20 protein-coding genes are annotated in these 16,030 nt (G+C 70.6%); 10 read left to right on the top strand and 10 right to left on the bottom strand.

The features are described from left to right. Positions 1-5: 5 nt before the first annotated feature. The 5 genes from ACZ4TR_RS37555 to ACZ4TR_RS37535 all read right to left on the bottom strand — a co-directional run bounded on the left by ACZ4TR_RS37555 (position 6) and on the right by ACZ4TR_RS37535 (position 5,119). A complete protein-coding gene (locus ACZ4TR_RS37555; protein WP_465292860.1) occupies positions 6-518 on the bottom strand; it encodes a type III secretion system chaperone family protein in 513 nt (170 codons plus the stop codon). Continuing rightward, a complete protein-coding gene (mshA, locus tag ACZ4TR_RS37550; RefSeq protein WP_465293109.1) occupies positions 515-1,810 on the bottom strand; it encodes a D-inositol-3-phosphate glycosyltransferase in 1,296 nt (431 codons plus the stop codon). The genes ACZ4TR_RS37555 and mshA overlap by 4 nt, the downstream gene beginning before the upstream one ends. A 99-nt stretch (positions 1,811-1,909) precedes the next feature. After that, positions 1,910-2,725 (bottom strand): alpha/beta fold hydrolase, encoded by an 816-nt coding sequence (locus tag ACZ4TR_RS37545; RefSeq protein WP_364525690.1) that lies wholly within the window; start codon positions 2,723-2,725, stop codon positions 1,910-1,912. 3 nt (positions 2,726-2,728) lie between these two features. Then, the gene (locus ACZ4TR_RS37540; protein WP_364525688.1) at positions 2,729-3,904 is read right to left on the bottom strand and encodes a L,D-transpeptidase; all 1,176 of its coding nucleotides are present in this window, start codon (positions 3,902-3,904) and stop codon (positions 2,729-2,731) included. 159 nt (positions 3,905-4,063) lie between these two features. Beyond that, a complete protein-coding gene (locus ACZ4TR_RS37535) occupies positions 4,064-5,119 on the bottom strand; it encodes a UDP-N-acetylmuramate dehydrogenase (protein ID WP_465292858.1) in 1,056 nt (351 codons plus the stop codon). A gap of 24 nt (positions 5,120-5,143) precedes the next feature. Between ACZ4TR_RS37535 and ACZ4TR_RS37530 the strand changes: the two genes are divergently transcribed. The 5 genes from ACZ4TR_RS37530 to purU all read left to right on the top strand — a co-directional run bounded on the left by ACZ4TR_RS37530 (position 5,144) and on the right by purU (position 8,643). Beyond that, positions 5,144-5,650: a DUF2505 domain-containing protein gene (locus ACZ4TR_RS37530; RefSeq protein ID WP_364525684.1), complete on the top strand. Its 507-nt coding sequence runs from the start codon at positions 5,144-5,146 to the stop codon at positions 5,648-5,650. Continuing rightward, complete coding sequence (locus ACZ4TR_RS37525) at positions 5,629-6,423, top strand: class I SAM-dependent methyltransferase (protein WP_465292856.1); 795 nt, start codon at positions 5,629-5,631, stop codon at positions 6,421-6,423. The genes ACZ4TR_RS37530 and ACZ4TR_RS37525 overlap by 22 nt, the downstream gene beginning before the upstream one ends. Before the next feature lie 149 nt (positions 6,424-6,572). Beyond that, a complete protein-coding gene (locus ACZ4TR_RS37520; protein ID WP_465292854.1) occupies positions 6,573-7,274 on the top strand; it encodes a DedA family protein in 702 nt (233 codons plus the stop codon). Further along, entirely contained in the window at positions 7,171-7,638 is a 468-nt protein-coding gene (locus ACZ4TR_RS37515) for a maleylpyruvate isomerase N-terminal domain-containing protein (protein WP_465292852.1), read from the top strand. Before ACZ4TR_RS37520 ends, ACZ4TR_RS37515 begins: the two co-directional genes overlap by 104 nt. A 129-nt stretch (positions 7,639-7,767) precedes the next feature. Next, complete coding sequence (purU, locus tag ACZ4TR_RS37510) at positions 7,768-8,643, top strand: formyltetrahydrofolate deformylase (protein ID WP_465292851.1); 876 nt, start codon at positions 7,768-7,770, stop codon at positions 8,641-8,643. 51 nt (positions 8,644-8,694) lie between these two features. Here purU and ACZ4TR_RS37505 read toward each other — a convergent pair whose 3' ends face one another. Next, positions 8,695-9,744: an NAD(P)-dependent alcohol dehydrogenase gene (locus tag ACZ4TR_RS37505; RefSeq protein WP_465292849.1), complete on the bottom strand. Its 1,050-nt coding sequence runs from the start codon at positions 9,742-9,744 to the stop codon at positions 8,695-8,697. Between the two features lie 103 nt (positions 9,745-9,847). Here ACZ4TR_RS37505 and ACZ4TR_RS37500 point away from each other — a divergent pair, with 103 nt between their 5' ends. Together ACZ4TR_RS37500 and ACZ4TR_RS37495 are read left to right on the top strand one after the other, a co-directional pair. Then, on the top strand, positions 9,848-10,447 hold the full coding sequence (locus ACZ4TR_RS37500) for a TetR/AcrR family transcriptional regulator (RefSeq protein WP_465292847.1): 600 nt from the start codon (positions 9,848-9,850) through the stop codon (positions 10,445-10,447). A gap of 9 nt (positions 10,448-10,456) precedes the next feature. Then, the gene (locus ACZ4TR_RS37495) at positions 10,457-11,083 is read left to right on the top strand and encodes a pyridoxamine 5'-phosphate oxidase family protein (RefSeq protein WP_465292845.1); all 627 of its coding nucleotides are present in this window, start codon (positions 10,457-10,459) and stop codon (positions 11,081-11,083) included. On the opposite strand, the gene ACZ4TR_RS37490 is transcribed toward ACZ4TR_RS37495, so the two are convergent. Continuing rightward, positions 11,052-11,399, bottom strand: a complete 348-nt coding sequence (locus ACZ4TR_RS37490; RefSeq protein WP_465292843.1) for an ArsR/SmtB family transcription factor — start codon at positions 11,397-11,399, stop codon at positions 11,052-11,054. The genes ACZ4TR_RS37495 and ACZ4TR_RS37490 overlap by 32 nt on opposite strands. 70 nt (positions 11,400-11,469) lie before the next feature. Here ACZ4TR_RS37490 and ACZ4TR_RS37485 point away from each other — a divergent pair, with 70 nt between their 5' ends. Then, complete coding sequence (locus ACZ4TR_RS37485) at positions 11,470-12,102, top strand: haloacid dehalogenase type II (protein WP_364522586.1); 633 nt, start codon at positions 11,470-11,472, stop codon at positions 12,100-12,102. On the opposite strand, the gene ACZ4TR_RS37480 is transcribed toward ACZ4TR_RS37485, so the two are convergent. Beyond that, positions 12,099-13,106 (bottom strand): NADP-dependent oxidoreductase, encoded by a 1,008-nt coding sequence (locus ACZ4TR_RS37480; protein ID WP_465292841.1) that lies wholly within the window; start codon positions 13,104-13,106, stop codon positions 12,099-12,101. The genes ACZ4TR_RS37485 and ACZ4TR_RS37480 overlap by 4 nt on opposite strands. A gap of 95 nt (positions 13,107-13,201) precedes the next feature. After that, complete coding sequence (locus tag ACZ4TR_RS37475; RefSeq protein WP_465292839.1) at positions 13,202-13,636, bottom strand: SRPBCC family protein; 435 nt, start codon at positions 13,634-13,636, stop codon at positions 13,202-13,204. Between the two features lie 85 nt (positions 13,637-13,721). Between ACZ4TR_RS37475 and ACZ4TR_RS37470 the strand changes: the two genes are divergently transcribed. After that, on the top strand, positions 13,722-14,204 hold the full coding sequence (locus ACZ4TR_RS37470; protein WP_465292837.1) for a MarR family transcriptional regulator: 483 nt from the start codon (positions 13,722-13,724) through the stop codon (positions 14,202-14,204). Between the two features lie 30 nt (positions 14,205-14,234). Beyond that, entirely contained in the window at positions 14,235-15,008 is a 774-nt protein-coding gene (locus tag ACZ4TR_RS37465) for a class I SAM-dependent methyltransferase (RefSeq protein WP_465292835.1), read from the top strand. A 91-nt stretch (positions 15,009-15,099) separates the two neighbouring features. Here ACZ4TR_RS37465 and ACZ4TR_RS37460 read toward each other — a convergent pair whose 3' ends face one another. Further along, entirely contained in the window at positions 15,100-16,023 is a 924-nt protein-coding gene (locus ACZ4TR_RS37460; RefSeq protein ID WP_465292833.1) for an ABC transporter substrate-binding protein, read from the bottom strand. Positions 16,024-16,030: the final 7 nt, after the last annotated feature.

Below are 16,030 nucleotides of genomic sequence, written 5' to 3'. Positions count from 1 at the left end.
CCGGGTCACGACTCGGTCAAGCCCGGTTCGTGCGGCTGCGCGGGCGCCACGAGGTGCTTGAACGCCTGCAGGTTGGCCAGCGACTCGCCGCGGGAGACGCGCCAGTCCCACTCGCGCTTGATCGACGTCGCGAAGCCGATCTCCAGCAGCGTGTTGAAGTCGCCGTCGACGGCTTCCAGGACCTGGCCGAGCACCTTGTCGAGCTCGTCGGCGGACATCGTCTCCTTGCCGAACCGGCCGACCAGGTAGATGTCCCCGAGACTGTCCACTGTGTAGTGCACACCGTAGAGTTTCGCGTTGCGCTGCAACAGGAACCGGTAAACGTCCTCATGGGACTCATCGGGACGCCGGCAGACGAAGGCCTCCACCGAAAACGCGTGGTCGCCGTCGACGAGCCACGCGTTCGTCTGCAGCTTCTTCGTCCCCGGCAGCGTGACGAAGTACTTGCCAGGACCGCGTTTGTCGTACTTCAGCTCCGCTGAGTCCAAAGTAGACTGGATCAGCTCGTCCAGGCTCACACCGCCACCTCCGCGCGCAGGTCCAGCGCGTGCCGGAACGCGCTGGTGGCCTGAGCATAGATGTCCAGCAGCGCGTCCGTCGTGCGGCGCCAGGAGAACCGCCGCGCGTGCACGACGGCGTTCGCGCCGAGCTCGGCGCGCCGGTCCGGGCGCAGGGCGACCGCGGCCAGCGCGTCCGCCCACTCCTCCGCGCCGTGGCCGGGGACCAGCAGCCCGGACACGCCGTGCGGCACCGCCACCGGCAGCCCGCCGACCTCGGCCGCGACCACCGGCGTCCCGCAGGCCTGCGCCTCCAGCGCGACCAGCCCGAACGACTCGTTGTAGCTGGGCACCGCGACGACGTCGGCGGCGCGGAACACCCGCGCGAGCGCCGCACCCGGCTGCGGCGGCAGGAACCGGACCTGCCGCTCGATGCCCAGCGAAACCGCCAGCTCGCGCAGGGCCTGCGGCTGCTCCAGCCCGGTGCCCGACGGCCCGCCGACGATCAGCACGACCAGGCGCGGCGCCAGCTCGGGGCGGCGGCGCAGCATGGCCGCCGCGGCGTGCAGCAGCACGTCCGGCGCCTTGAGCGGCTGGATCCGCCCGGCGAAGGCCAGCACGACGTCGTCGTCGGCCAGGCCGAGGAAAGCACGGGCGTCCTGCCGGGGACCCGGCGTGAAGCGTTCGAGGTCGACCCCCGGCGGCACGGCGTGCACCGCGTGCGGCTCGGCGTCGTAGAGCTCGATGAGCTGCCGCGCCTCGACGGCGGTGTTGGCGACCAGCCGGTCGGCCTCGGCGACCACCTGCTCCTCGCCGATCACGCGGATGCGCGGCTCGGGCTTGTCACCCTCGGCGAGCGCGGCGTTCTTCACCTTCGCCAGGGTGTGCGCGGTGTGCACCAGCGGCACGGACCACCGGTCGCGCGCCAGCCAGCCGACCTGGCCCGAGAGCCAGTAGTGCGAGTGGATGAGGTCGTAGTAGCCGGGCTCGTGGAACGCCTCGGTGCGCAGCACGCCGGAGGTGAACGCGCACAGCTGCGCCGGCAGCTCATCGCGGCTCAGCGGCTCGAACGGCCCCGCCTGCACGTGCCGGACGGTCACGCCCGGCGCCAGCTCGACCACCGGCGGCTGGTCCGACGCCGTCGCGCGCGTGAACACCTCGACCTCGACCCCCAGGCGGGCCATCTCGGTCGCTGTCTGGCTGACGTAGACGTTCATCCCACCGGCGTCGCCGGTCCCCGGCTGCTCGAGCGGCGAGGTGTGCACGGACAGCACCGCGACCCGGCGCGGAACCGCTGCTTTCGGGGGGTTCAGGGGGCCTCGCCCCCCGGCCGGGGTCTGGGGCTCGGCCCCGGAAAACCCAGCACGGAACCCCCGGATGGAGCTGGTCACCTGGTCGTCTCCCGCGTTACGTCAGCATTCCTCGGCGAACTGCCGGAGCACCGCGTCGAACTCGTCCGCGGACTCGGCGAAGGGCGCATGCCCCCCGTCAAGGAACCAACGCCCGGTGGCACCCGGAATCTTCCCGATCGTGTGCTCCGCCGTCGACGGGTCGATCACGCCGTCGCGGGAGCCGTGCACGACGAGAGTGGGTTTGTCGACCGTGGCCAGGACTTCGTCGCCGCCGATGTCCCGGCGGAAGAGAGCCGCGCGGACCGAAGGGGGCACGCTCAGAGAAGCCCCGAGCAGGGCTTGGACCTGGGCTCCGGGGACCGGGCCGCCGGTCATGTCGCGGCTGAACGCGGTGAGCGCCGGGACCGCGATGTCCGGATCGTCCGAAAGCATCGCCCGCATGTGCTCGCGCATCAGCGGGCCGACGCGCCCGCCCGCGCGGTCGCGGCCGATTTCGGTGATCGCGCCGACGAGCACGATGCCGCGCAGCCGTGCGGTGCCGTGCACGCGGATGTGGTCGGTGAGCACCAGGCCGCCGTAGGACCAGGCGACGACGATCGCGCCGGGTCCGGCGAAGTCGAGCACCGCGGCGAGGTCGTCGGCCCAGACGACCGGGTCGTCGTAGCCGGTGGCCGGGACGTCGGACGCGCCGTGACCGCGCAGGTCCATCGCGACCAGCCGGAACCGCTCGGTCAGCGCCGGGTCGGCGAGCTGCGCGGCCCAGCAGCCCGCCGACTGCGCCCAGCCGTGCACGAACACGATCGGCGTGCTGTTGCCGGCGCCTTCGACCCGCAGGCCGAGCCGTGTCCCGCCGTGCCCGACGACTTCGGTGCGCACGGGTTACTTCGCACCCAGCCCTTGCCAGGCCGCCCAGCTGTAGTTCCAGTCCTTGACGTCGGAGTTCATCGGCGCGGACAGCTGCGAGCCGGTGATCTCGACCGGGTCGCCGACCAGGGCCGAGTCGAAGTAGTCCTTGGCGTCGGCCTCGAGGAGGTTGACGCAGCCGTGGGAGTTGTTGGTCTTCCCGATGTTGGCCGCGTTGTCCTGGTTCTCGTGGATGAACTCGCCGTGGTTGGAGAACCGGCAGGCCCACTTCTTGTTGACGTTCGTGTAGCCGTAGCGCGCGTTGTCGAAGATCGCCGACGGTTCCTTGCTCATGATGATGTAGGTGCCGTTGGGGGTGTTGCGGTCGACCTCGCCGTCCAGGCCGTTCGCGCACGGGTAGCTCTTGACCTGCGAGCCGCCGCGGTAGACGTGCATCTGGTGCTCGGGCGTGTTGATCTTGACGACCTGGTTGCGGCCGATCTTGAACTTCGTGGTGACGTCGGCCTTGCCGTACGCGCCGCCACCGAGCTCGACGCCGTAGAGCTTCGCCTCGACGCTCACGGTGATGTTCTGCGGCCAGTACTCCTTCGGCCGGTAGTCGACCTGGCTGTCCGACAGCCAGCCCCAGGCGCCTTCGACGTCCTTGTCCGTCTTCACGGACAGGGCCTTCTCGACCGCCTTGCGGTCCTTGACCGGCGACGCGAACTTGACGCTGATCGGCATGGCCACGCCGACCTGCTGGTTGTCGGCCGGGTTCAGCGTGGCGCGGACCTGCTTGGCCGGGCTGATCGTGGTGAACGTGCCGGTGAGCTCGGCCGGCTTGCCGTCGGTGCCGGTGGCCTTCGCCGCGTAGGTGTAGGTCTTGCCGTAGCCGAGCGGCTCGGAACTGGTCCAGGTGAGCCCGTCCGGCGCGGTGTCGCCCTTGACGGCCTTGCCGCCGTCGGCGGTCACCTTGCAGTCGGTGAGCTTGCCGTCGGCGACCTTGATGGTGACCGGCTTGAGGACGGCGACGTCCTTCGCGTTGACCGCGGGCTCGGCCGTGATCTTCGCCACGGGCTGCGCGCTCTCGCCGTCGGCACCCGCGGCGCCGGTGGGCAGCGCGGTGCCGTCGTTCGTGCTCGAACACGCCGCGGCGACCAGGGCGGCCCCCGCCGCCAGAGCGGCCTTGAAGACCGTACGCCGTTCGATCACCGAAACCTCCTGTGTATCCCCCACCGACCAGCGGGTCCACGCCCTTAGCGCTGGTGGCCCACCCGACGTTACCTCCCGAAAGGTGAAGACCATCCGATCAGGTGGCGCCGCCTATGTCGACAATGACGTCTCATACACGTCCAGGTTGCCCGGTTCGGCTCAAATGACGCAGTTGATCAAGAGCGGTTCCGGGTGCAGCCGGACGCCGAACCGCGCGAAAACCCCGTCGCGGACCTCCCGGGCCAGCCCCAAGAGGTCTTCGGTCGTCGCGTCACCGCGGTTGGTCAGCGCCAGCGTGTGCTTCGTCGACAGCGAGACGCGGTTCCCCGCTCCGGGGTACCCCTTCGCGAAGCCGGCGCGCTCGATCAGCCAGGCCGCCGACAGCTTGACGCCGCCGTCGGCCGGGTACTGCGGGACCTCGGCGCCGACGCTGTCCGTGATGCGCGCCAGCACCGCTCCCGCCTCGGCCGACGGGACGATCGGGTTGGTGAAGAACGAGCCCGCGCTCCACGTGTCGTGGTCGTCCGGGTCGAGCACCATGCCCTTGCCGCGACGCAGCTTGAGCACCGCTTCGCGCGCTTCCGCCGCCGGCACGCGGGCGCCGATCTCGACGCCGAGGGTGCGTGCCAGCTCGGCGTAGCGGATGGGCGCCGAGAGGCCGTCTTCGCGGATCTCGAAGCGGACCGACAGGACGACGCCGGAGTCGGTGCCCTTGAGGACGCTGGTGCGGTAGGCGAAGCCGAGTTCGTCGGCCTTGAGCGTGCGCACTTCGCGCGTCCGGCGGTCGTACAGCTCCACCGAGACGATCGACTCGGCGACTTCGCAGCCGTACGCGCCGACGTTCTGGATCGGGGTCGCGCCGACGCTGCCCGGGATGCCGGAGAGGCATTCGAGGCCGCCGAGTCCCGCTTCGACGAGCCCGGCGACGAACGCGTCCCAGTTCTGGCCGGCTTCGACGTCCACGACGTCACCGTCGCGGCGCCAGCCGGTGTTCGCCACCTCGATCAGCGTGCCCTCGAACCCCGCGTCGCCGACCACCAGGTTGGAGCCGCCGCCGAGCAGCAGCACCGGTTCTCCCGCCGCGTCGGCCTCGCGGACCGCCGCGACGAGGTCTTCGCTGGTCACGGCGCTGACGAAGTCGCGGGCCGGGCCGCCAAGGCGCAGCGTGGTGTACGCGGAGAGCTTCGGGAGAGCGGGAGTTCGGGCGGTGTTCACGCGTCTGACGGTACTGTCCGGCTCATGGGATCCCGGATCGAGCACCGTGCTGAGTTCTCCGCCGACGTCGCCGCGACGTACGCGGCGGTCGCCGGTGAAGAGGCGCTGCGGGCACGGCTCGAGGAGCTCGGCGGGCACGGCGCGGCGCTGCTGTCGTACGACGTCTCCGGCACGGACCTGCGGTACGAGCTGCGGCAGGGCATCAGCGCGGACAAGCTGCCTCAGGCGGTGCGGACGCTGCACAAGGGCGACCTGCTGGTGACCCGCACGCAGACCTGGCGCGTCAGCAACGACGGCACCGGCCGGCAGGGCACCGCGACGGTCGAGGTCGGCGGCGTCCCGGGCGAGATCACCGCGCGGACGGCCTTGCTGGCCAAGGACGACCGGACGGTGCTGCGGATCAGCGGCGAGGTCACGGTCCGGATCCCGCTGTTCGGCGGGAAGCTGGAGACCGTGATCGCCGAGCAGGTCACGAAGCTGCTGGAGCGCGAGGCCGAATTCACGGCGAAGTGGCTCACCGAACCAAACTGAGCCCGGTCGGCGCACCGACCCGCGGCACGACCAATCCCAACCGCCTCCGCCGGGTCGACCGGTGGATCACGTACGCGCCCGCGACGACCCGGCTGCTGCGCGTGGCCGCCTCGCCGCTGGTCGTCGACCTCGGTTACGGCGCATCGCCGGTGACGACCGTCGAGCTGGCCCGGTGGCTGCGGCGCGTCCGGCCGGACGTCCGGGTACTGGGCCTGGAGCTGGATCCCGCGCGGGTCGCTGCCGCGTTGCCCGCCGCGTCGCCACCGTTGCTGGATTTCCGCCGCGGCGGGTTCGAGCTGGCCGGGACGCGGCCGGTGCTGGTGCGCGCGTTCAACGTCCTGCGGCAGTACGCGGAGGACGAGGTCGCGGGCGCGTGGGGGCTGGTGCTGGACTCGATGGCCCCGGGCGGCCTGCTGGTCGAAGGCACGTGCGACGAGATCGGCCGGCTGTCGACGTGGGTGCTGGTGTCTTCCTCCGGGCCGGTTTCGCTGACGTTGTCGATGCGGCTGGCGGGGCTCGAGAAGCCGTCGACGATCGCCGAACGGCTGCCGAAGGCGCTGATCCACCGGAACGTCCCTGGCGAACGAGTCCACGCTTTGCTCTCGGAGCTGGACATCTGCTGGGCCACGGCCGCGCCGCAGCAGGCGTTCGGGGTGAAGTCGCGCTGGCTGGAGACGGTCCGGCTGCTGGTGGCTCGTGGCTGGCCGGTGCCGGACCCGCGGATCCGCCTTGGTGAGCTGACGGTCCCCTGGTCCGCGGTCGCCCCCGCCTGAAGCGCCCCAATGTGGCCTTGGTTGCGTCTGACGCACCGAAGGCCGCCTTGGGTGCGTTGAACGCACCGAAGGCCACATTCGGGCGCTTGTTCACCGGGGCACCCCCGCTGCGTCACCCCGAAGTGACCTGCGGTGATCACCATTGAGCCGTGGAACTGCTGGCGCACGTCACCGAGCTGCTGCGCGACGCCCTGGGCTCGCCGTGGCTGTGGGTGCTCGTCTTCGCCGTGTCCGGGCTGGACGCGCTGCTGCCGTTCATGCCCAGCGAGACGACCGTCGTGACCGTCGCCGTGCTGCTCGGCCCGGACCCGGCGACCCTCACGCTGCTCGCGGCCGTGGCCGCCGGGGGCGCGTGGGCGGGTGACTGCCTCGGGTACGCCGTCGGCCGGGCCGCCGGGCCGCGGGCGATGGCGCGGCTGCACCGCGGGCCGGAAGGGCAGCGGCGCTACGCGTGGGCGCGGGACCAGGTGCACCGCAACGGCGGCCTGCTGATCATCGCCGCGCGCTACCTGCCCGGCGGACGCGTCGCCAGCGCGCTCGCCAACGGCAGCCTCGGGTATCCCGTGCGCCGGTTCGTGCCGCTCGACCTCGCCGGCGCGGCGATCTGGGCGGTCTACAGCGTGCTGATCGGTCTCGCCGGCGGAGCCGCCTTCGCCGGCGAACCGGTGAAGGGCCTGGTGCTGTCCTTCAGCCTCGGACTCGGCCTGGTGGTCGCGATCGAGGCCGGGCGACGGCTACGGTCGGCCCATGCGGGAAGCGATCGACATCCACGCCGACGCGCTGAAGCGGGCGGCGCTGCAGGCGGGCCCGGCGGCCCGGGTGCCGAACTGTCCGAAGTGGACTGTTCGTGACCTGGTGGGGCACATCGCCTCGATCCACTGCCGCATGATCGGAGCCGCGCTGGACCGGGACGTCGAGCCCGTGCCGCCCGCGGACTGGGCCGACGTCCTCGGCAGTGACACGGCTCGGCGCCAACGGCCGGCGCCTGGCCCTGCGCGAAGCCCTGGTGCGGAAGCCGGACACTCCGTGGGCCCGCCGGATGGCCCACGAAACGGCGATTCACCGCCTCGACGCCGAATCTGCCTCGAAGACGTTCCGCAGACGCGCTTCTCCCCGGAGTTCGCGAACGACGGCATCGACGAGTTCCTGACCTTCCTGGTCCCGCACCGCGGCTTCACCCTCGGCCTGCGGGTCACGACGCCCGAGCGCACGTAGACCCTGGGCACGCCGAACACCGAAATCGATGGCGACGCCGACGACGTCTACCGAGCGCTGTACGGCCGGCCGAACAACGCGGCGGTCACCGGGGACCGGCTCCCGGCCCTCTGACCAGCGCGAGGGAGAATGCCCGTCGTGACCGCTCCCGAACGCCGCTACGTCATCACCTTCGGCTGCCCCGACCGCACCGGCATCATCGCCCAGATCTCCGGGTTCCTCGCCGAGCACGGCGGCTGGATCGTCGAAGCGGCCTACCACACCGACCCGGACACGGGCTGGTTCTTCACGCGCCAGGTCGTCCGGGCCGACTCACTGCCGTTCGACGCCGCCGGGCTGCGCGCCCGCTTCGGCGAGGTGGCCGCGGACCTGTCCGCGGAGTCGAGCTGGGAGGTCAGCGACACCGGTGAGCGGCGCCGCGCGGTGGTGCTCGTCTCGAAGGCCGGGCACTGCCTGTACGACCTGCTCGGCCGCGTCGCCTCCGGTGAGCTGGACGTCGACATCGCCGCGGTGATCGGCAACCACGAGTCGCTGGCCGACATCACCCGCGCGCACGGGATCCCGTTCCACCACGTGCCGTTCCCGGCCGGCGGCAAGGCCGAGGCGTTCGAGCAGGTGCGCAAGCTGGTCGGCGAGCACGAGCCGCACGCGGTGGTGCTGGCCCGGTTCATGCAGATCCTGCCCGCGGACCTGTGCCGCGAGTGGGCCGGCCGCGCGATCAACATCCACCACAGCTTCCTGCCGTCGTTCATCGGCGCGAAGCCGTACCACCAGGCGTACGCGCGCGGGGTGAAGCTGGTCGGCGCGACCTGCCACTACGTGACGGCGGACCTCGACGCCGGCCCGATCATCGACCAGGACGTCATCCGCGTCGACCACGGCGACTCGGTCGAGGACATGGTCCGCAAGGGCCGGGACATCGAGAAGGTGACGCTGGCCCGCGGCCTGCGCTGGCACCTGGAGAACCGGGTCCTGGTGCACGGCAACCGGACCGTGGTGTTCTGACGCGGTCATGAGTGTTCAGTCGGGTTAGAACCCGACTGAACACTCACGAGGTCAGGCGCCGATGGTGGAGGCGTCGATGACGAAGCGGTAGCGGACGTCGGAGTTCTCGACGCGCTCGTACGCCTCGTTGACCTTGTCCGCCGAGATCGTCTCGATCTCCGCGCCGATGCCGTGCTCGGCGCAGAAGTCCAGCATCTCCTGGGTCTCGGCGATGCCGCCGATCATCGACCCGGCCAGTACCTTGTTGCCGCCCAGCAGCGAGAAAGCGTTGTACGACAGCGGTTCGCCGGGCGCGCCGACGTTCACCATCGCGCCACCGACCTTCAGCAGGCCGAGGTAGGCGTCCACCGGCAGCTTGGCCGACACGGTGTTGAGGATGATGTCGAACTTGCCGCGCAGGACGTCGAACGTCGCTTCGTCGCTGGTCGCGTAGTAGTCCGTCGCGCCGAGCTTGAGGCCGTCTTCCTGCTTCTTGAGGCTCTGGCTCAGCACGGTGACCTCGGCGCCCATCGCGGCGGCGATCTTGACGCCCAGGTGCCCGAGCCCGCCGAGGCCGATCACGGCGACCTTCTTGCCCGGCCCGGCGCCCCAGTGGTTCAGCGGCGAGTAGGTGGTGATGCCTGCGCACAGCAGCGGCGCGGCGATGTCGAGGCTGATGCCCTCGGGAATGCGGCAGACGAACGCGTCCTTCACGACGATCTGGTTGCTGTAGCCGCCGTAGGTGTTCTCGCCGTCGAAGCCGACGCCGTTGTACGTCTGGACGTTGCCCTTGACGCAGAACTGCTCGGTGCCCGCCTGGCAGTATTCGCACTCGCCGCAGGAGTCGACCATGCAGCCGACGCCGACGCGGTCGCCGACCTGGTACTTCGTCACCTCGGACCCGACCGCGGCGACGATCCCGGCGATCTCGTGGCCCGGGACCATCGGGAAGATCGCCTGGCCCCAGTCCTCCTTGGCCTGGTGGATGTCGCTGTGGCAGATGCCGGCGTAGGCGATGTCGATCAAGACATCATCGGCACGCAGGTCGCGGCGCTCGATCGTGGTCGGTGCGAGCGGCGCACCCGGCGCCGGTGCGGCAATGGCGTGCGTGGTGGTGCTCATGGAACCCTCCAGGTTCAAGTACCGTTGATCCTCGTAAGAGGTCTCTTACATGCCTACGTAAGTGGGCTCTTACATATTTCGATCGGGAGATGTGATCCGGGCCATGGGCGGGAAGTACCACCACGGCGACCTGCGGGCCGAGCTCGTGCGCGTCTCGCTCGACCTGATCGCCGAGCAGGGCCTCGAGGGCTTCTCGGTCGCGAAGGTCGCGAAGCTGGCGAACGTCAGCCCCGGCGCGCCGTACCGGCACTTCCCCACTCGCGAGAGCCTGCTGGCCGAGGTCGCCTGCCACATCGCGTGCCAGCTGGCCGACCGCGTCGCCACGGCGGCGGCCGAGCACGAGGATCCGGCGGACGCCCTGGCCGCGGGCGCGGGCGCGTACACGCGGTACCTGATCGAGCGCCGGGCCGGGATGAACGTCATCTACGCCGACGGCCTCCACGGTCCGGAGCACGTGGAGCTGCACGATCAGACCCGGCGCCTGACCGACGAGTTCCTGCTGCGCTGCCTGGCGGTCGCGCCCGACCCCGAGACCGCGCTGGAGCTGATGGAGCAGCTGTTCACCCAGGCCCACGGCTACGGCACGTTCCAGCTCGACGGCGTCTTCGTCAAGCACGGCTACTCGGTGGACCTCGTGGTGCACAAGTCGACCGAGGCGGCGCGGATCGTGATCGCGGGCCGGACTGTCGGTGGTCCGCGCTAGCTTGGGTCCATGGGGATCACCGGCACGCACATCGACACGCACGAGGCCTTGCGCGACCTGATCGGAGAAACGAAGCCGAGGACACGGCAGAAGATCCTCGACCACCTCGACGAGCACGCGCGGAACCTGATCGCGCACTCGCCGTTCGTGCTGCTGGCGACGTCGGCGCCGGACGGCAGCTGCGACGCCTCACCGCGCGGCGACCCGGCGGGCTCCGTCCTGGTGCTCGACGACCGGACGCTGGTGCTGGCCGACCGGCCGGGCAACAAGCTGATCGACAGCTTCCGCAACATCGTCGACAACCCGCACGCGGGGTTGCTGTTCCTGGTGCCGGGCATGAACGAGACGCTCCGGGTGAACGGCCGCGCGAAGCTGCTGTCGGACGCGCCGTTCTTCGATTCGCTTGCGGTACAAGGTAAACGGCCGAAGCTCGCGGTGGTCATCGAGGTCGACGAGCTCTACATGCACTGCGCGAAGGCGTTCCTGCGGTCGTCGCTGTGGGACCCGTCGACGTGGCCGGAGCGGTCGACGCTGCCGACCTTGGGCACGATCCTGCGCGACCAGCTGTCCTTGTCGACGTCGGCGAAGGAGCTGGACGACGACCTCAACGAGCGGGCGCTGACCCAGCAGTACTGATCCCGGCCGCACTTATTCCGGCAACGACGTCGAGCAGCCCGGGGAACCGCGTGTCGAACTCGTCGCGGCGCAGGCGGACGAACGTGCCGTTGCCCGCGTCGCGCTGCCGGACCAGGCCGGCCTCGCGCAGCACGCGCCAGTGGTGCGTGCGGGTCGACTTGGCGATCGGCAGCGGGAACGACGAGCACGCGCGCTCGGTGCCGCCGCCGTTCACGAGCTCCAGCACCACCGCGCGGCGATGGGGATCGGCGAGGGCGGACAAGACGGCGCCGAGGTCGACGTCGGCCATCTCCGGGATCGGCAGTTCACCGGGCATGCTGGACATGGTACGGCAACTGTCGTACCTTCGACGAGGTACGAGAACCTTCGAACCTCCGGAGATCCGCATGCTCTGCGTCTTCGACGTCAACGAGACCCTGCTCGACCTCACCGCCATGGACGGCCTCGTCGGCGGCCCCGAGCTGCGGCGCGAGTGGTTCGGGCTGGCGATCCACACCGTCCTGACCGTCACGGCCACCGGCGGCTACCGCGACTTCGCCGGCATCGCGGGCGAAGCCGCCACCGAAGTCGCCGCGCGGCACGGGCGCACGGTGGACCTCGCCCAGATCGGCGCAGGACTCCGCTCGCTTCCCGCCCACCCGGACGTCGAAGAAGGCCTCGCCAAACTGCGCGAAGCCGGCCACGACGTCGTCGCGCTGACGAACTCGCCGCTCGCCACGGCCGAGGCGCAGCTGCAGAACTCCGGCCTGGCCACGCTCTTCGACCGGATCTTCTCGGCCGAGCAGGTCGGCAAGCTCAAGCCCGCGCCGGAGCCGTACCGGCAGGTGCTGGACGCCTACTCGGTGGCGCCGGCGGCCGCGGTGATGATCGCCGCCCACGACTGGGACATCGCGGGCGCGCAGGCGGCCGGGCTGCGGACGGCGTTGCTCGCCCGGCCCGGCGTCCGCCCGCTGCCCGGCTCGCCCGAGCCGACGTACACGATCACGTCGCTGCCCGAGCTGGCCGCTCTCCTGGGTTAGTCCGCGATCCGGACCAGCATCTTGCCGGTGTTGGCCCCGGACAGCAGGCCGAGGAAGGCGTCCGGCGCGTTGCGGATGCCGTCGACGAAGGTCTCGGAGTACTTGATCTCCCCGGACTTCACCAGCGGCGCGACCTCGCTGACGAACTGCTGCTGCAGGCCCCAGTGGTCGATGACCAGCAGGCCGCGGATGGTGAGCCGCTTGGCGATGATCTGCGCGAGGTTGCGCGGCGCCGGCGTCGGCTCGGTGGCGTTGTACTGCGAGATCATGCCGCAGACGGCGATCCGGCCGTGCAGGGTGATCGAGTTGATGGCGGCTTCGAGGTGCTCGCCGCCGACGTTGTCGAAGTAGACGTCGATGCCTTCCGGCGCCGCCTTTTCGAGCTGCCCGGCGACCGGGCCGTCCTTGTAGTTGAAGGCGGCGTCGAAGCCTAGGTCGTCGATCAGGTGGCGGACCTTCTCCGCCGACCCGGCCGAGCCGATGACGCGCTTGGCGCCCTTGAGCTTCGCGAGCTGCCCGACCAGCGAGCCGACGGCACCGGCCGCGCCGGAGACGAACACCGTGTCGCCCGGCTTGAACTCGGCCGACTCGAGCAGGCCCGCGTACGCGGTCAGGCCCGGCATGCCGAGGACGCCGAGGTAGGTCGACAGCGGCGCGGCGTCGGCGTCGACCTTGACGAAGCGCTTGGCGTCGAGGACGGCGTGGGTGCGCCAGCCGGCCTGGTGCAGCACGTGGTCGCCCGGCTTGACGTCGTCGACGTTCGACTCGACGACCTCGCCGACCGCCCCGCCGGACATGACCTCGCCGACCGCGAAGGGCGGCGCGTACGACTTGACGTCGCGCATGCGCCCGCGCATGGCCGGGTCGACGCTCATGATCAGGTTGCGCACCAGGATCTGCCCCTCGCCCGGGGTGGGGATCTCGGTGTCGACGACGTCGAAGTTGTCGTGCGTCGGGACACCTTCGGGGCGCGAGGCCAGCCGGATTTCGGTCGCTGTGGTCACCGTCGAACTCCTCAAGTCGGTCGAAGCGGGGCATGCGCCCCGGATTTCACCGGGTAGAACCGGCTAACCGGGGCGCACATTCCGATTGTGACTGGTCACACGATCTCGGCGAGCTTCCCGAGTACGCCGTCGTAAATCTTCTTGAGCCCGCCGGGCGCGAAGGTCTTCTCGAAGAAGCCGCCGATGCCGCCCGCGCCGTCCCAGGTCGTCTCGATCCGGACGAGGCTCTTGTCGCCCGCCTCGGACACGGTCCAGGTGGTGACCATGCTGGAGTTCGCGTCGGTCTCGACCAGGGTGCCGGGCTTCGGCTCGCTGACGGTGGCCTTGACGTCGCGCACGCGCTTGGACGTCGCCTGCAGCTTCCAGCCGGCCTTGGTCCCGGCGCCGACGCCGCCCTCGGTCACCTCGTAGTCGCGGTAGTGCTCGGTGAGCAGCTTCGGGCGCGTTTCGGCGTAGTCGGCGACGAGCGCGCGGACCTTGTCGGCCGGGGCGTCGATGGTGCGCTCCGCGGTGGCCGTGACCTTTCCCATTTCGCTCCTTCTCCTTCGGACGTCGATTGTGGTCCACGATTCCACCCCGCGCTGGGACGCCGTTCACCGCGTTACGCTGATGGGCATGAGTTCCACGACGGACGCCGTCGGCCGCCGGCGCGCGACGGTGGCGCTCAAGGACGCCCTGCGGGACCTGCGCAACCAGCTTTCCCTGCTGAACCACCAGGTCAGCTCGCGCTTGGCGCTCAAGGACGTCGACCTGGACTGCCTGGAGCTGATCGGCAGGTACGGGCCGCTGAGCCCGAGCGCGCTGGCCCGCCGCGCCGGGCTGCACCCGGCGACGATGACCGGCATCCTCGACCGGCTCCAGAAGGGCGGCTGGATCGTCCGCGAACGCGACCCCGAGGCGGCCGACCGCCGCGCGGTCGCCGTGCGCGCGGTCCGCGGCCGCAACGCGGAGCTGTTCCGGCTGTACGCGGGGATGAATTCGGCGATGGACGACCTCTGCGCCGGTTACAGCGAGGAGGAGCTGGCGCTGATCGCCGGTTTCCTGCGGCGGGCGACGTCGGCGGGCACCACCGCAACAGGTGATCTGGCTAACGGCTGACCAGCGGTTCTTTGTGCTGTACTGCCAGGCATGTGGCAGACGGGCGACGCGTACGAGGCCTACATCGGGCGGTGGAGCCGTCGGATCGCGCCGATCTTCGTGCGGCAGCTGGACGCCCCGGCGAGCCTGCGCTGGCTCGACGTCGGCTGCGGCACCGGCGCGCTGACGTCGGCCGTGCTGGCCGCGGGCGACCCGGCCGAAGTCGTCGGCGCCGACCCGTCCGAGGGGTTCCTGGCGACGGCCCGGGCGCAGGTGACCGACCCGCGGGCGTCGTTCGAGGTCGCCGACGCGCGTGAGCTCCCGTTCGCGGACGACAGCTTCGACGTGGTGGTGTCGGGGCTGGTGCTGAACTTCGTACCCGACCCGGCGCGCGCGGCGGCGGAGATCGCCCGGGTGACGCGGGGCCTGGCCGCGGCGTACTTCTGGGACCTCGCGGAGGGCATGGAGCTGATCCGGCACTTCTGGGAGGCCGCCGCCGAACTGGACCCGGCAAAGGTCGCCGAGCTGGACGAAGGCCGCCGGTTCACGCTGTGCCGGCCGGAGCCGCTGGGCCGGCTGTGGACGGAGGCCGGCTTCACCGGGGTGTCGGTGGGCGAGATCAAGATCCCGACGGTGTTCACCGGCTTCGACGACTACTGGCAGCCGTTCCTCGGCGCGCAGGGCCCGGCCCCGGCGTACCTGGCGACGCTCCCTGAGGCTCGCCGCGCCCAGGTGCGCGAACTGCTGCGAAGCAGGCTGCCGACAAACCCGGACGGCTCGATCCCGCTCTCGGCCCGCGCCTGGGTAGTCCGCGGCACGGCCTGACGCGCCCCAAGGCCACCTTGGGTGCGTTAGACGCAACCAAGGCGGCCTTCGGTGCGTCAGACGCAACCAAGGCCGCCTTGGGGCGCTTGCGTCAGAGACCGGCCTGCGCCAGCCAATCCTTCGCGACGTCAGCGGCCTTCTCGCCATCCGAGTCGACTCGCTTGTTCAGATCCCGCATCACATCAGTAGTCAGCTTCGCGCTCACCGCGTTGACCGCGGTCGCGAAGTCGGCGCCACGCTCGTCCAGCACCTTCTTGTTCACCGCCGGCACGACGTTCTCCGTCGGCACGATGTTCAGGTCGTCCTTGAGCACCGTGTAGTTCGAGTCGCCGGTCAGCGGGCTGACCGAGTCGACCGGGATCACCGTCACCGCGCCCGACTTCAGCTGCTCGACCCGCGGCCCGGCTTCCTGGACGGTCTGGAACGTCGCGTTCGTCAGCTTGTAGACGTCCTTGAAGCCCTGGAAGCACGGCAGGCGCTTCTCGCACTCCGGCGGGCCCGCCATGACGACCTTGTCCAGCTTCTTGAGGTCGCTGATCGACGCGATCCCCTTTTCCTTGGCCAGGTCGGACTTGACGATGTAGGTGTTCTTGTCCTCCGCCGCGGCGAAGTTCAGCAGGCCGACGCCGCTGGCCTCGAACAGCTTGGCCAGCTGCTCGTGCTCCTCCTGCGCGGTCTTGCCGGCCTCCTTGCCGAAGCCGGTCGTGATCGCCGCACCCTGGTACTCCGGGATGAACTGCAGCTCACCGGACTTCAAGGACGGGTAGATCAGCTCCCGCGAGCCCAGGTTCAGCTTGCGCGTCACCGGGTAGCCCTTGGCCTCCAGCGCCTGCGCGTAGATCTCGGCGAGGATCTGGCTGTCGGTGAAGTTGAAGGACGCGACGACGATCGGCGCCCCACCCTTGCTCTGCGCGGCGGGCTTGTCACCGCTGTCGCTGCCACCCCCACAGGCGGCCAAACCGAGCGTCGCCGCGACGGCCACCGCCACCACGGACGCGTTCCGGAACCAGCGCACTAATCCC

The organism is Amycolatopsis sp. NPDC028719, assembly GCF_055565395.1.
This window is presented reverse-complemented; position numbering and strand designations above follow the sequence as displayed.